The organism is Sphingomonas sp. HITSZ_GF, assembly GCF_029543155.1.
In the GTDB taxonomy this organism is placed as follows: Bacteria; Pseudomonadota; Alphaproteobacteria; order Sphingomonadales; family Sphingomonadaceae; genus Sphingomonas.
The window spans coordinates 254,507-267,932 of record NZ_JARQXA010000001.1 but is presented as its reverse complement, the minus strand read 5'-3'; the positions used below and the strand labels follow the sequence as shown (position 1 = coordinate 267,932).

Genomic DNA, 13,426 nt, shown 5'->3' with positions numbered 1-13,426 from the left:
CCTCCCGCCTTCAAGCGCTGGCTTATTCGAACGGTGCGCCGACCGGCATGCCACCCAGGAAAACCTGCCTGCGCGGCACGGTGCGCACCTCGATCTTGCCTTCCTTGTACGCCGCGGCTGCCGCCGCCCGTTCCGCCGGCGTCAGCACGCCTGTATCCTGCGCCTCCGCCCAGCTTCCCTCCGACAGCACGTAGCGGTCGCCACCCAGGCACGGATAGGTGTTGGGCTTGGCATCGGCATTGTTTTCGGCGAAGCAGTGCCGGCCGAACACTACCGCCTCGTTCGCCGACAGCATCAGGACCGTGCACGGGCTTTCCGCATGGCAAAGATAGCTGGTGCTCAGCACATCGATCAGGCCCTGCGGAAACACCGCGCCCGCGGGCAGCATCCGCGCGTTACGCGCCACCGCATCTGCCGGATCGGGGCGTGCATCGGACCGGGCCAGATCCCAGCGGGTCTTGGCGCTCGCGGCCTTGACGGCCTCTGCGCGCACCGCCGCGTTGGACGAGCCGCGCAGCCGCGTAAGCGCGTCCCGGCCCGGCTTGCCGAAGTCGAACGCGAGCGCTGGCCAATCGAACTTGTCGGGAGCGATCTTCCCCGATTCAAGCCGCCCGACCTGGTCGCGCGTCGAGATCGCGTTGAAGCTGATCAGCGGCGTCGCCAGCACGAAGCCGAGCAGGCAGACCAGGCAGGCCAGCACCAGGTTCGCCGGGCGCACCTGCCGCGCCCAGCCGCGTCGGCGCAGCACCAGCGTGACGAAATAGGCCGCGCCCCAGCAGAGCGCGATGCCGACGAACACCACGCCCCACAGCCGTTCGGGCGTATAGCCATATTGGCCGATGCGCAGACCGGTCGCCACCGCGGCGAGCACCGCCAGCGGCAGGATCACCGCCGCCAGCACCATCGCGGCATAGCGCAACGCGGGATTGCGGCGCTCGTCGGCATCCTCGCGCCCGATCACCACATTGGTGAGGATCAGCGCGCCCGCCGCGCAGGCGAGCAGCAGCGGGGTGGTCGCCGATGTCGCGTCCCACAGCGCCTGCACGCCCGTGAAGGGCAGCGCGATCAGGAACAGCGCCAGCCCCACCGCCAACACCGGAGCCAGCACCGCGAGCACGATCGCCACCACGCGCTGAAGCGTGCGCACCACCACATCATGCTCGCGCAGCAGGCCCAGCGCCGATCCGAACGCCAGCCCGGTCATCGCCCGACCGAACCAGTCCTTGCCCAGCAGCTCGCGAACGAAGTCGATCCGGATCAGGTGGAACAGCTCGGAAAGCAGGACCGCCATCACCCAGACGATCGCCACGAACAGCCAGCTCGCGAACCACAGCACGATATTGGCCCAGACATGGTCGTGCACGCCTCTATAGGAGGGACGCAGCGTGTCCTCGTCGCGCGCCGCCTGGAACAGCGGTGCCGCGATCGCCAGCGCCAGCACCAGGCTCAACAGCCGCCACTCTTCGCCGGCACCCCAGCCGCCCGGCGCGCCGTTGCCCAGCATGATCAGATAGCCGAACAGGCCCATCACGCCGCCGAACAGCAGCGCCGCCCACCATAGCCGCCGCTCGATCGTGAAGCCGATCAGCGCCGCGCCCAGCGTCACGCCCAGCACCAGCGCCGCCTGCACCGTGCCCAGGCTGTTTTCATAGATCTGGCTCTTGCCCAGGATCAGGTGGACGACGATCCCCGTCGCCAGGCCCAATCCGGCCAGCAGCAGCGGCCGTGCCGCCCAGCGTTCCGGCGCCCCTTCGGCGCCGCGATCGATCTCTTCCATGCACGCTCTCCCTCTGGCGCGGATGCTTCCCGATCGCCGCCGCCCGGTAAAGTGGATTTCCGATGCAGAAGGGCTGCAATCTGCATGTACGGTTGCATCCGCGGCAATCGTGCCCGAAGGGAATGCGATTGCAACAAACCGGCTTTATGCTGCATTGCACAATGGAGAGTGGGGCTTGGCCCGTAAATTCCTCTACGGCATCGTAGGACTCATAGTGCTCGCAACAGCCGCCACCTTCGCATTCCGATTCTGGGGCATCGAGCTCCTCCGCCAGGCGATGGTGCCGAGCGCGAATGTGGTCCAGCTCTCCCCGCCGGGCGACTATTCCAAGGCCGACCTATGGCTCGCCCGTCCCGACAAGCCCGGCAACCCGGCGCTGTGGACGCCCGCTGGCTTCACGCCGGCCGAGAACCCGCCCGCCGCGGTGTTCTTCATCCACCCGACCTCGTTCCTCGATCGCTCAGCCTGGAACGCTCCTCTGAACGACGCCACCGCCAACAGCCGGGCGGAGCTGTTCCTGCGCGGCCAGGCCAGCGCGTTCAACGGCGCCGGGCTGGTCTGGGCGCCGCGCTATCGCCAGGCGACCTTCGGCGCCTTCCTCACTTCGAAGCAGCAGGCGCAACAGGCGCTCGACTTCGCCTATCGCGACGTGGCGGCGGCGTTCGACCAGTTCCTGAAGGAAGCCGGCAACCGCCCGATCATCCTGGCCGGCCACAGCCAGGGCGCGCTCCACCTCACTCGCCTGCTTGCGGAGCGCGTCGCGGGCACGCCGCTCGCGAAGCGCATCGTCGCGGCCTATGTCGTCGGCTGGCCCGTCTCGATCACCGCCGATCTGCCCAGGCTCGGCCTGCCCGCCTGCGCGGGGCCGGACGAGAGCGGCTGCATCCTCTCGTGGCAGAGCTTCTCGGATCCCGCCGATCCCTCGCTGATCCTCGATACCTTCGACCAGACCAACGGCTTCACCGGCCTGCCGCGCAAGGGCACGCCGATGGTCTGCACCAATCCGCTCACCGGCAAGCCCAACGACAGCGCCGGCGCGGAGGCCAATCTCGGCGGCCTGCTGCCGAGCAAAGACCTGACCAGCGCGGTGCTCAGCAAGAACCTGGTGCCGGCGCGCTGCGAGGGCCGCGGCTTCCTGATGATCGGCACCACCCCGCCCGACCTCGGCCCCTATGTGCTGCCGGGCAACAATTATCACGTGTTCGACTACAGCCTGTTCTGGGCCAATATCCGCGCCGATGCCGAGCGCCGGTTGAAGGCATTCTCCAAATAGCCCTCATCCCGCCCCACCCCCGTCATCCCGGCGAAAGTCGGGATCTCAGGAAAAGGCGCTGGGAAGGCACCGCACGAGATCCCGGCTTTCGCCGGGATGACGATTGGGGGTAGTGACGGGCGATGATCACCACCGCCTCCGCCGATTTCCGCGCTGCGCTCCCGAACGGCGGCCGCCTGATCGGCCTCGACGTCGGCACCAAGACGATCGGCACCGCGCTGTGCGACGCCGGCTGGAGCTTCGCCAGCCCGGCCGAACTGGTCCGCCGCACCAAATTCTCCAAGGACAAGGCCCAGCTCCAGGCGCTGATCGCCGCGCAGCAGGTGATGGGCCTGGTGATCGGCCTGCCCCTCAACCTCGACGGCACCGACAGCCCGCGCACCCAGTCCACCCGTGCCTTCGCCCGCAACATGGACGATCTCGGCATGCCGATCCTGCTGTGGGACGAGCGCTGGTCCACCGTCGCAGTCGAGCGCACGCTGATCGAGCAGGATTTCAGCCGCGCCCGCCGCGCCGAGATGATCGACAACATGGCCGCCGCGCACATCCTGCAAGCGGCGATCGACGCGCTGGTCAACGTCTAGCCACCGGCGGCCTTGCGCACCCGCCTGTCCCGGTCTAGGCGACGGCTTTAATGCAAGCCTCCGATCATCGCCCCGCTGCCCAGATACCGGGCCGCGCCGTCTTCCCGCACCGGCACCTCACCGGCATTGCGGGTCTTCAGCCCCATGAGATCATGTTCCTGCTCGACGAGGCCGAGCAGTGGATCGAGGCGAACCGCTCGCGCGCGCGCAGCGATCGCCGGCTCGAGGGCATCACCCAGATCAACGCCTTTTTCGAGAACAGCACCCGTACGCTCCTCTCCTTCGAGATCGCGGGCAAGCGGCTCGGCGCCGACGTGGTCAACATGCACGCCGCGCAAAGCTCGGTGAAGAAGGGCGAGACACTGATCGACACCGCGGTGACGCTCAATGCGATGCGCGCCGACGTGATCGTCATCCGCCACATGGCCTCAGGCGCGGTCCAACTGATCGCCGACAAGGTCGACTGCCCGGTGCTCAACGCCGGCGACGGCTGGCACGAGCACCCGACGCAGGCGCTGCTCGACGCACTGACGATCCGCCGCCGCCGCGGCAGCGTCGCCGGCCAGCGCGTGGTGATCTGCGGCGACCTGCTCCACAGCCGCGTCGCCCGCTCGAACATGCTGGCGCTGACCTCGCTGGGTGCAGAGGTCCGCGTCGTCGCCCCCTCCACCCTGATGCCCCCGGCGATCGAGGGGCTCTACGTCACCCCCTTCACCGATTTCGACGCCGCGCTCGAAGGCGCCGATGTCGTGATGATGCTGCGCGTCCAGAACGAGCGCATGGCCGGCGGCTTCATCCCGTCGACCCGCGAGTTCCACGCCCGCTACGGCCTCACCCCCGAACGCCTGGCCCGCGCCAGGGAAGACGCGCTGGTCATGCACCCCGGCCCGATGAACCGCGGCGTCGAGATCGACAGCTCGGTGGCGGACCATCCGGAGCGCAGCGCGATCACCGAGCAGGTCGAGATGGGCGTGGCGGTCCGCATGGCCTGCCTCGACGTCCTCACCAGAGCCGAGCGCGGCGTGGAGGGCTGGGCATGAGCTACCTCCCCCCCTTCACCGTCATCCCCGCAAAGGCGGGGATCCATTCAATACCGTCGGCGCCAATGGATCCCCGCCTTCGCGGGGATGACGAGGGAATGGATGCCGCAGGAGTAGTAGCGTGAGCACCGTGTTTGAAAACGTCCGCGTGCTCGGCGGCGCCACCGGCTTCGCGTTCGACGGCGAGACCATCCTTGCCGACGCCCCTGCCGGCGCCGAAAGCATCGACGGCCAAGGCCTCACCCTGGCCCCCGGCATCATCGATCTCGGCGTGTTCGCGGTCGATCGTGCCGCCTGCCGCGCCGGCGGCATCACCCGGGTCGGGCTGATGCCCGATCAGTCGCCGATCCTCGACGATCCCGGCATCATCCGCCGCGCCGCGCTGATGGGGAAGCCGGACTTGTGGGTCCACCCGCTGGCCGCCGCCACGCGTGGGCTCGAAGGCGCCGACCTCGCCGAGATGGCGATCAACGCCAGCGCCGGCGCCAAGGCCGTCGCCACCGGCCGCCGCTGGGTCTCCAGCGCAGGCGTGATGCGCAAGATCCTCGCCTATGCGAAGGATTGCGGCCTCACCGTCATCGCCCATGCCGAGGACAGCGGCCTCGCCGGTGAGGCGGTGGCGACCGAAGGCCTCACCGCCACGCTGCTCGGCCTCGCCGCCGCCCCCGCCATCGCCGAGGCGCTGGCGATCGCCCGCGACACGATGCTGGCCGAGGATACCGGCGCGCGCATCCACTTCCGCCAGGTCACCACCGCCGCCGGGCTCGACCTGGTCCGCCAGGCCAAGCGCCGCGGCGTGCAGGTCACCTGCGGCGTCACCCCGGCGCACTGGCTGCTGTCGGACATCGATCTGAACGACTACCGCACCTATGCCCGGCTTTCACCGCCCCTGCGCAGCGACGGCGATCGCCAGGCGGTCCGCGCCGCGCTCGCCGACGGCACGATCGACGTGATCGCCTCGGGCCATGATCCGCGCGGGCCCGAGGGCAAGCGCCTCCCCTTCGCCGATGCCGAGGAAGGCATGTCGGGCGCCGAAACGCTGCTCGCCTTGTCGCTCGGCCTGGTCCGCGACGGCACGCTGACGATCGAGCGCCTGTTCGAGCTGCTCGCCGCCAATCCGGCGCGCATCCTCGGCCTCGACGCTGGCAGCCTCGCCCCCGGCAAGCCCGCCGACTTCATCCTGTTCGCGCCCGACACCCCCTGGGCGATCGACAGCACGAAGATGAAGGCCCGCGCCGGCAACACCCCGTTCGACGGGCTCCCCGTCCAGGGCAAGGTCCACCGCGTCTTCAAAGGCGGCCGCGAGATCGAATAGGCCAAGGCCGCCGTCGCGGTGCCTCAAACCGTCATCCCGGCGAAAGCCGGGATCGCATGCGGCTCTTCCCCTGCGCACGCCATCGTCACCCCGGCCTTGTGCCGGGGTCCACCGGAAGACAAGTGACAGACAAGAGGCCCAAGCGCGGAGTGGGAGGCATAGTGGACCCCGGCACAAGGCCGGGGTGACGGGAAGAACGGAAAGCCGCGCCCTACTTCTTACTCTTTGCCGGCTTCGCCAAATTCGCCGCCACCGCCTCCAGCACCAGCGCCTTCAATGCCGCCGCGTCGATCGCTTCCCCTTCATGGATGTCGATCGCGCGCCGCACATTTCCGTCCAGGCTCGAATTGAACAGCCCGCTCGGATCCGCCAGCGATGCCCCCTTGGCGAAGGTGAGCTTCACTGCCGCCTTGTAGGTCTCGCCGGTGCAGATGATCCCGGCATGCTCCCACACCGGCACGCCGCGCCACTTCCACGTCTCCTCCACCTCGGGATCGGCTGCATGGATGATCGCGCGCACCCGGGCGAGCGTACTGCCGCGCCAGTCGTCCAGCGCCCCGATGCGGGCGTCGATCTGTTCGGCTGCGGTCTTGTCTTCGCTCATGCGTTCCTCGCCAGATAGGGCCGCGCGAACATGTAGAGCCCCGTCGGCAACAGCACCAGCAGCGGCACCACCGCCACCAGCCCGAGCCACTGCGCATTGCTCTTCAGGATCACCGCGACGATGTTCACGATCGCGGCGATGCTGAACACGAAACCGCTCCAGCGGTGGATCTGACGGATCATGGCCTGCCCTCTCAAATAACCATTGGGTTATGCATTCCCATAACCACCCGGTTATCGATGAGTCAATCCCGCCCCGCGTGCCGTTCCGCCATGTAGCGCCCCGGCGACGTGCCCAGTACCTTGCCGAACATCGTCACGAAGCTGGGCACGCTCTCATAGCCCAGGTCCCCCGCCACCTGCTGGATCGATGCGCCGCCGGCCAGCCATTTCACCGCCAGCATCACCGCCAGCTGCTGGCGCCAGCGCCCGAAGCTCATCCCCGTCTCGCGCACGATCGTCCGTGCCAGCGTCCGCGCACCCAGCCCGGCGCGCTTCGCCCACACCTCCAGCGTCGCCCGGTCGCTCGGCGCGGCGATCATCGCCTCGGCCATCCGCCGCAGCCGCGAATCGCTCGGCATCGGCAAGTGCAGGTCCTCCACCTGCGCCCGCGCCAGCTCGTCGAGCAGCACCGCGACCATCCGTCCGTTGGCGTCATTCTCCTCGTAGAGCACCGGCAGATGCGCGCAGCGGACGAGCAGCTCGCGCAGCAGCGGCGTCACCGAGATCGCACAGCAGGTCGCCGGCAGGTTCGCCGCCACTTCGGGCGCGACGAACGCATTATAGCCCTCGAGCACCCCCGATGCCTTGATGCTGTGCAGCGCATCGCCGGGTATCCACACCGCGCTGCGCGGCGGCACCAGCCACAGCCCGCCATCGACTTCGCAGGTCAGCGCGCCGCGATAGACGAGCAGCACCTGACCCTTGCGGTGCCGGTGCGGCTCCAGCTCGAACGCCCCGACATCCTTCATCGCCGCGCCATAGGTCACCACCGGCCGCGGCACCTCGTCGGGATCGAGCCAGTCCGCCTTGTCGGCCTTGCTGGTCAGGATCGGCATGACTTGTCCATTTTGAATAACATTCTGGCCAACCTTCGGAATGACGCCGTTATTGCGAGCGGTTATCAACTTTCCAGAGCCCGGTCGAGACTCTTCTCGCCCCTCGCGAAAGGACAGAACGTGACGACTTTGACCGACGGGCCCGTCGCCCGCCTGCTCGCAACGCTGCACGACGAAGCCACCGCCACCGACGAAGCCCATTTCCGCGCGATGATGGACAAGGTCGAGGCGCAGGACGGCAATATCGATGCGCTGGTCGAGACGATCCTGGCGGAGGAGCGCGCCGATCTGGGTGCGGTCTATCGCGAATATGCCAGCAATTTCCTTGCCGTCTCGCCGGTGTTCGGCCGCTTCCTCTATGCGATCGCCCGCGCCCGCGGCGCCACCCGCATCGTCGAGTTCGGCACCTCGATGGGCGTCTCGGCGATCTATCTCGCCGCGGCGATCCGCGACAATGGCGGCGGCAGGCTGATCGGCAGCGAGATCGAGCCGGCCAAGGCCGCGCGCGCCCGCGCCCATCTCGAGGCCGCCGGGCTCGCCGATCTGGTCGAGATCCGCGTCGGTGACGCCCGTGAGACGCTGGCCGATCCGGGCGGCACGGTCGATCTGATGCTCGTCGATGGCGCCTTCTCGCTCTACCTTCCCGTGCTCAGGCTGATCGAGCCGTTCCTCAGGCCCGGCGCGGTGATCCTCGGCGAGAACGCCTTCGACCCCGCCTATCTCGATTATGTCCGCAATCCCGCCAACGGCTATGTCTCGCAACCGCTTCCGGTGGACGAGGGCCGCGGCAACGAATTCACCGTGAGGACCCTGTGATGCTTGCTCCCGATTCCCCCGAGCGTCCCGCCCCCGCCGCCAAGGCGCCGGGCCGGATCGACCAGGCGCTGCGCCGCCTGCTGATGAAGCCCGCCGCGATCGTCGCGAATGAAGAGCTCAGCGATCGCTTCCGCCTGATCACGATCGAGGGCCCCGCGCTCGCCGGCGTCGCCTGGACTCCGGGGCAGAAGCTCCAGGTCGCGATGGGCTCGGCATTCATGACGCGTACCTACACGCCGATCGAGTGGAATAGCGTGGCCGGGCGCACCTGCATCCTCGGCTATGCGCATGGCGAGGGCCCGGGCAGCGCCTGGGTGCGCGATGCCCGCCCGGGCGACGCCTGCGACCTGTTCGGCCCGCGCGGCTCGCTCGACGCGGGTCGCCTGCCCGGCACGCTCGCGCTGTTCGGCGATGAGACGGCGATCGGCCTGGCCTATGCCCTTTCCCGCCAGGGCAGGCGCATCACCAGCCATTTCGAGGTCGAGGATTCGGGCGCGGTCTGCAAGGTCGCCGATCAGCTCGGCGTCGGCCGGATGGCCCTCTATCCCCGCCGGGCCGGAGAATCGCACGTCGCCGCGATGGAAGCCGCCCTTCCCGCGCTGATCGCCGCCGATGCCGGCTTCGTCCTCGCCGGCCGCGCCGGCATGGTCCAGCGCCTGCGCCACGCGCTCAAGGCGCTGGGCGTGCCATCCTCCCGGGTGATTACCAAGGCCTATTGGGCCCCAGGCAAGACCGGGCTGGATTGAGAGGGGATTGCCGGAAATTCCGTGCCGGCTGCATCGCCTCTGCAAGACTGTCGGATAGGACGCCTCGAATTGCTCGGTGGCATGCCATGGAACCCTGGGTCAGAGGATTGATCGCGCTCGCAGGTGCCTTCCTGGCATTCCCTCTCGGCTTTGTGCTGTGGATGGGCGGTCTCGCCCCCGATGAGATAGTCGCGGGCGCCTTCCTCATGTTCTTCCTGCAGTTCATGAGCCCGTATCAGCTTTGGCTGATACCATTGGGCGTCGGCGTGTTCGCCGGACTCCTCTGGAATCACTTCGCCGGGGCATCGAAGGCCAAGGACTGACACGAAAAAGGCCGGGGCGTCGCCACCCCGGCCTCTCCTATTTCCCGATGGGAGTGGGAAAACTGGTCAGCGCGAGGCCATGCGCGCGCGGCCGGGCTTGGCCCATTCGGCGAGCGCGTCGCCGGCGCCGGAGCGCACGAAGCAGGTCTGGCCGCTCGCCTTCACCTGGCGGCACAGCGCGTCGGCGCCGCTGCGGTCATAGCCGCCCACCGACAGGCGATAGAAATTGCCGGCCTTGGTCGAGACCTTGGCGCCGTACGGCGTCTGGCTGCCGAGCGCGGGCACGCGGTTGCCCATCCGGCCCCAGGCGTCGCGCGCGACGGCCGGGCTCACATAGGCGCCGAGCTGGACGTAGAAATTGCCCTTGGCCGGCTTTGCAGTGACGGCGGCGTTCTTCTCGAAGAGCTTGGGCGCACGCGCGCTCACCGAAGCGGTGGCCGCAGGCGCCGCGACTGCGCGGGTCGGAACCGACTGGACGATCTCGGCACGCGGGCCGAACACGACGCCGGCATTGGTGCCGGCAACCGGTGCAACCTCGGCGGACGCGACCTCGACAGGCGCTGCGGCCTCGACAGGCGCCTCGGCGACAACCGCCGCAGCACCCGCGGGCACGCCCGGCATATAGGTATCGACCGGATCCTGCGCCGGGGTCTGCACCGGCTGGGTCGCGGCCGCGGCGAGCATCACATTCTGCTGCGCCAGCGCCAGGCGCTGCGGCTGGCCGCCATCGGCCACCGGCGTCACGCCGAGCAGCGTCGCGACCTGGTCATAGGCGTTCACCGGGCGGGCGAAGCTCAGCCACTGCATCATGCGCGGGCCGAGCTGGTCCGGCGCGACGTCGACCGAGGCGACCTGCTTGGCTTCGGACCAGCGGCCTGAAAGCGCCAGCGCCAGCGCCAGGTTCTGGCGGGTCTTGGCGGTCGCGTCCTCGGCGCGGGCGGCCGGCTCGAGGATCTGCACCGCCGTGACGGGATCGCCGGCCAGCGCATAGGCCAGGCCGCGGTCGCTCGCCGGGATGGTGTCCTGATGGGTGTTCAGCATCTCGCGCGCGCCCGACCAGTCGCCGCCGGCGATCTTGGCGAGGACGAGGTTCAGCGCGACGCTGCCATTGCCCGGGTTGAGCGTCAGCGCGTCGCCGAGCGCCTGGTTCGCCGAGGCGAAGCGGCCCGCGAGCAGATAGGCCTGGCCGAGCAGCGCGCGATAGTCGCCATTCTGCGGGTCGTTCGCCACGGCCAGCTCGGCATGCGCCACCGCGTCGCCGGCCTTGCGCTTGGCGATCGCCTTGCGCGCCGCCGCCGCTTCCTGCGCCGCCTTCTTCGCGTTGGGCGCGTCGCTCGCGAACGCGGAGAGCACCAGGCCCTGCGTCGCGATGCCGGCCGCCAGCGTGCTTCCGGCGGCGAGCGCCGAAAGGCCGATCAGGAGCTTGCTACGGGTCTTCATTGCATCTTCCTCAGCGGTTCGTCCCGGGGCCGACCTGGCGCGCCAGCGCCTCGACCTCGGCGATCGATTCCAGAAAGGCGTCGAGCGCCTCGGTCACGAGCATCTGCGCCGAACGGTTGGTGACGGCGGATGCGAGGCGCAGTCGCAAATGCCGGTCATTGTCGAGGCGGAGCGTGAACGCCGCCTTGGATTTCTTTGCCACTTCGCGGGCGACCCGCTCGGCGGCGGCAGTGCCCAGCGCAGGCAGCTTGGTGGTGACGGGAGCGACGGCGGCGGGCACCACCGGCGCGGCGAGCGCCTGGGGCTCCGGCGTCAGGTGATGCTCGATCACGGCCTGGGGGGCCGGAACCGGCTCGCTCTGGCTCAGCCGCTCGTCCAGCTCCTCGATCTGGCGGAGCACCGGCGGCTTGGCCGTGGGATCGGGCGCGAACTGCTGGGCATAGGCATCCTCGCCCATGTCGTTCCAGCCCAGGTCCTCCTGGGCAGTCGCCGGGTTGAGGCCGACGAACCCCTGGGGGCGCATCGCCGGGCGCGCCTGCCCCTTGCGGGCGAGCAGGCTGGACGAGAGCGAGGCGGTAGGCTTGGGCGTGCCGAGCATCAGCTCACCACCCGGCGGCCAAAGCCGCCCGCCGGGCGCGCCGCGCCGAAGTGACTGACCGCGGTCGGCGCCGCGAACACGGTGCGGCGGAAGTTCTTCTCCAGCCGGTCGTTGATATAGGTCCACAGCGCCTCGACCTCGGCGGCCGAGCGGCCCTTGGGGTCGGTTTCCATCACGGTGCGGCCGTCGATCATCGAGGCGGCGAAATCGGTGCGGTGATGGAGCGTGATCGGCGCGACCGTGCCGTGCTGCGACAGCGCGACGGCGGCTTCGCTGGTGATCCGCGCCTTGGGCGTCGCGGCGTTGACCACGAAGATCAGCGGCTTGCCCGCGCGCTCGCACAGATCGACCGTGGCGCCCACGGCGCGCAGGTCGTGCGGGCTCGGGCGCGTCGGGATCACGATCAGCTCGGCCACCGCGATCACGCTCTGGATCGCCATGGTGATTGCCGGTGGCGTGTCGATCACGGCCAGCTTGAAGCCCTGCTGGCGCAGGATCTCGAGGTCCGAGGCCAGCCGCGCGACCGTGGTCTGCGCGAAGGCGGGAAGATCCGTCTCGCGCTCGTTCCACCAGTCGGCCAGCGACCCCTGCGGATCGATGTCGATCAGCACGACCGGGCCGCAGCCCGCCCGTTCCGCCTGCACGGCCAGATGCCCCGACAAGGTCGTCTTGCCGGATCCGCCCTTCTGCGATGCCATCGCCAGAACGCGCATGAACCCCCTCGAGATACTATTTACCCAAGGGTCGAATGCCACGGCGTCGTCTAAGAATGCGTTAACGGCGTTCCGCCCCGGGATTCTCCTGAGGGCGCACCCGGTAAGGATTTCTTTCCCCGACGATGGTAAACGGGCATTTATCCAATCTTGCGGGGGCGGGAGTCGGGTTCGAATGAAGGTCTTTGGTTACGTCGTTGCTGCCGGTGTCGCGCTTGCCGCGCTGCCCGCGCTTGCGCAGGAGAACCCGGTCAAGGCCGGCGTGGAGGCCTGGGAGCGCGGCGATTACAAGGGCGCCGTCGATCGCTGGCGCAGCCCTGCGATGAAGGGCGACAGCGACGCGCAGTTCAATCTCGGCCAGGCCTATAAGCTCGGCCGCGGCGTCCCCGCCGATCTCACCCAGGCCGAGCTCTGGTATGGCAAGGCCGCCGCCCAGGGCCATGAGCAGGCCGAGGCGAGCTACGCCCTCGCCCTCTTCGCCAATGGCAAGCGCGAGGCCGCCCAGCCCTGGCTCCAGCGTGCCGCCGGCCGCGGCGATCCGCGCGCCCAGTATGTGCTCGGCACGATGTATTTCAACGGCGACGTCGTCCAGAAGGACTGGATCCGCGCCTATGCGCTGGTCACCCGCTCCTCGCAATCGGGCCTGGCCGAAGCCTCGGGCGCGCTGTCGCAGATGGACAAATATATGAGCGTGCAGGACCGCCAGGCCGGCCTCACTCTCGCGCGCAAATATGAGGAAGAGGCCAACCGCCCGCCGCTGCCGGGCGCGATGCCGCCGGTCGCGGTGGCGAGCAGCCAGGCACCGGTCCGCACGCCGCCCGTCCGCACCCCGCCGCGCGCTACCTCGCCCGCGCCCGAGCCGGTCAGGGTCGCCGCATCGGCCCCCGCCGCGGCGATCCGCGACGGCGGCTGGCGCCTCCAGCTCGGCGCGTTCGGCGATCCCGCCAATGCCCGCAAGTTGTGGAGCCAGGTCGGCGGCCGCTTCCCCGGCCGCTCGGTCAGCTATGTGAAGGCGGGCAGCCTTACCAAGGTGCTGGTCGGCCCCTTCGCCAGCAAGGGCGAGGCCGCCGGCGCCTGCCGCGGGGTCAGCCCCTGCGTGCCGGTCAGCAACTAGCCGCAAAGCCAGACCGGCCGGTCATA

The 13,426-nt window shown here is 69.2% G+C and carries 15 protein-coding genes; 8 read left to right on the top strand and 7 right to left on the bottom strand.

The window, feature by feature from the left end; genetic code table 11:
• Positions 1 to 22: 22 nt before the first annotated feature.
• Positions 23 to 1,777, bottom strand: a complete 1,755-nt coding sequence (locus P6144_RS01310; RefSeq protein ID WP_277765921.1) for a DUF4153 domain-containing protein — start codon at positions 1,775 to 1,777, stop codon at positions 23 to 25.
• Between the two features lie 175 nt (positions 1,778 to 1,952).
• On the opposite strand from P6144_RS01310, the gene P6144_RS01305 reads away from it, so the two are divergent.
• The 4 genes from P6144_RS01305 to P6144_RS01290 all read left to right on the top strand — a co-directional run bounded on the left by P6144_RS01305 (position 1,953) and on the right by P6144_RS01290 (position 5,989).
• Entirely contained in the window at positions 1,953 to 3,050 is a 1,098-nt protein-coding gene (locus P6144_RS01305; protein WP_277765920.1) for a DUF3089 domain-containing protein, read from the top strand.
• Positions 3,051 to 3,172: 122 nt separating this feature from the next.
• Entirely contained in the window at positions 3,173 to 3,634 is a 462-nt protein-coding gene (gene ruvX, locus P6144_RS01300) for a Holliday junction resolvase RuvX (protein ID WP_277765919.1), read from the top strand.
• Between the two features lie 50 nt (positions 3,635 to 3,684).
• A complete protein-coding gene (locus tag P6144_RS01295) occupies positions 3,685 to 4,674 on the top strand; it encodes an aspartate carbamoyltransferase catalytic subunit (RefSeq protein WP_277765918.1) in 990 nt (329 codons plus the stop codon).
• Between the two features lie 130 nt (positions 4,675 to 4,804).
• Complete coding sequence (locus P6144_RS01290; RefSeq protein WP_277766745.1) at positions 4,805 to 5,989, top strand: amidohydrolase family protein; 1,185 nt, start codon at positions 4,805 to 4,807, stop codon at positions 5,987 to 5,989.
• A 211-nt stretch (positions 5,990 to 6,200) separates the two neighbouring features.
• On the opposite strand, the gene P6144_RS01285 is transcribed toward P6144_RS01290, so the two are convergent.
• The 3 genes from P6144_RS01285 to P6144_RS01275 form a co-directional block, all read right to left on the bottom strand.
• Complete coding sequence (locus P6144_RS01285) at positions 6,201 to 6,593, bottom strand: DUF1801 domain-containing protein (protein WP_277765917.1); 393 nt, start codon at positions 6,591 to 6,593, stop codon at positions 6,201 to 6,203.
• Positions 6,590 to 6,775 (bottom strand): hypothetical protein, encoded by a 186-nt coding sequence (locus P6144_RS01280; protein ID WP_277765916.1) that lies wholly within the window; start codon positions 6,773 to 6,775, stop codon positions 6,590 to 6,592. Before P6144_RS01280 ends, P6144_RS01285 begins: the two co-directional genes overlap by 4 nt.
• A gap of 62 nt (positions 6,776 to 6,837) precedes the next feature.
• On the bottom strand, positions 6,838 to 7,650 hold the full coding sequence (locus tag P6144_RS01275; RefSeq protein WP_277765915.1) for a helix-turn-helix transcriptional regulator: 813 nt from the start codon (positions 7,648 to 7,650) through the stop codon (positions 6,838 to 6,840).
• Positions 7,651 to 7,770: 120 nt separating this feature from the next.
• Between P6144_RS01275 and P6144_RS01270 the strand changes: the two genes are divergently transcribed.
• From P6144_RS01270 to P6144_RS01260, 3 genes are all read left to right on the top strand, one after another.
• Positions 7,771 to 8,466: a class I SAM-dependent methyltransferase gene (locus P6144_RS01270; protein ID WP_277765914.1), complete on the top strand. Its 696-nt coding sequence runs from the start codon at positions 7,771 to 7,773 to the stop codon at positions 8,464 to 8,466.
• Positions 8,466 to 9,212, top strand: coding sequence for a siderophore-interacting protein (locus tag P6144_RS01265; RefSeq protein WP_277765913.1), 747 nt, complete (start codon positions 8,466 to 8,468; stop codon positions 9,210 to 9,212). Before P6144_RS01270 ends, P6144_RS01265 begins: the two co-directional genes overlap by 1 nt.
• A gap of 107 nt (positions 9,213 to 9,319) precedes the next feature.
• Entirely contained in the window at positions 9,320 to 9,535 is a 216-nt protein-coding gene (locus tag P6144_RS01260; protein WP_277765912.1) for a hypothetical protein, read from the top strand.
• A 66-nt stretch (positions 9,536 to 9,601) separates the two neighbouring features.
• On the opposite strand, the gene P6144_RS01255 is transcribed toward P6144_RS01260, so the two are convergent.
• The 3 genes from P6144_RS01255 to P6144_RS01245 are packed head-to-tail and all read right to left on the bottom strand — an operon-like array spanning position 9,602 to position 12,286.
• A complete protein-coding gene (locus P6144_RS01255; protein ID WP_277765911.1) occupies positions 9,602 to 10,975 on the bottom strand; it encodes an SPOR domain-containing protein in 1,374 nt (457 codons plus the stop codon).
• Between the two features lie 10 nt (positions 10,976 to 10,985).
• Positions 10,986 to 11,573: a hypothetical protein gene (locus P6144_RS01250; RefSeq protein ID WP_277765910.1), complete on the bottom strand. Its 588-nt coding sequence runs from the start codon at positions 11,571 to 11,573 to the stop codon at positions 10,986 to 10,988.
• Positions 11,573 to 12,286 (bottom strand): ParA family protein, encoded by a 714-nt coding sequence (locus P6144_RS01245; RefSeq protein WP_277765909.1) that lies wholly within the window; start codon positions 12,284 to 12,286, stop codon positions 11,573 to 11,575. The genes P6144_RS01250 and P6144_RS01245 overlap by 1 nt, the downstream gene beginning before the upstream one ends.
• A 175-nt stretch (positions 12,287 to 12,461) precedes the next feature.
• Here P6144_RS01245 and P6144_RS01240 point away from each other — a divergent pair, with 175 nt between their 5' ends.
• Positions 12,462 to 13,400 (top strand): SPOR domain-containing protein, encoded by a 939-nt coding sequence (locus P6144_RS01240; protein WP_277765908.1) that lies wholly within the window; start codon positions 12,462 to 12,464, stop codon positions 13,398 to 13,400.
• Positions 13,401 to 13,426: the final 26 nt, after the last annotated feature.

Excerpts from the sequence above, each read along its gene's own strand:
- P6144_RS01265 (WP_277765913.1), top strand. The coding sequence starts at position 8,466 with ATGCTTGCTCCCGATTCCCCCGAGCGTCCCGCCCCCGCCGCCAAGGCG.
- P6144_RS01295 (WP_277765918.1), top strand. The coding sequence starts at position 3,685 with ATGCAAGCCTCCGATCATCGCCCCGCTGCCCAGATACCGGGCCGCGCC.
- ruvX (WP_277765919.1), top strand. The coding sequence starts at position 3,173 with ATGATCACCACCGCCTCCGCCGATTTCCGCGCTGCGCTCCCGAACGGC.
- P6144_RS01310 (WP_277765921.1), bottom strand. The coding sequence starts at position 1,777 with ATGGAAGAGATCGATCGCGGCGCCGAAGGGGCGCCGGAACGCTGGGCG.
- P6144_RS01285 (WP_277765917.1), bottom strand. The coding sequence starts at position 6,593 with ATGAGCGAAGACAAGACCGCAGCCGAACAGATCGACGCCCGCATCGGG.
- P6144_RS01275 (WP_277765915.1), bottom strand. The coding sequence starts at position 7,650 with ATGCCGATCCTGACCAGCAAGGCCGACAAGGCGGACTGGCTCGATCCC.
- P6144_RS01245 (WP_277765909.1), bottom strand. The coding sequence starts at position 12,286 with ATGCGCGTTCTGGCGATGGCATCGCAGAAGGGCGGATCCGGCAAGACG.
- P6144_RS01255 (WP_277765911.1), bottom strand. The coding sequence starts at position 10,975 with ATGAAGACCCGTAGCAAGCTCCTGATCGGCCTTTCGGCGCTCGCCGCC.
- P6144_RS01280 (WP_277765916.1), bottom strand. The coding sequence starts at position 6,775 with ATGATCCGTCAGATCCACCGCTGGAGCGGTTTCGTGTTCAGCATCGCC.
- P6144_RS01250 (WP_277765910.1), bottom strand. The coding sequence starts at position 11,573 with ATGCTCGGCACGCCCAAGCCTACCGCCTCGCTCTCGTCCAGCCTGCTC.
- P6144_RS01240 (WP_277765908.1), top strand. The coding sequence starts at position 12,462 with ATGAAGGTCTTTGGTTACGTCGTTGCTGCCGGTGTCGCGCTTGCCGCG.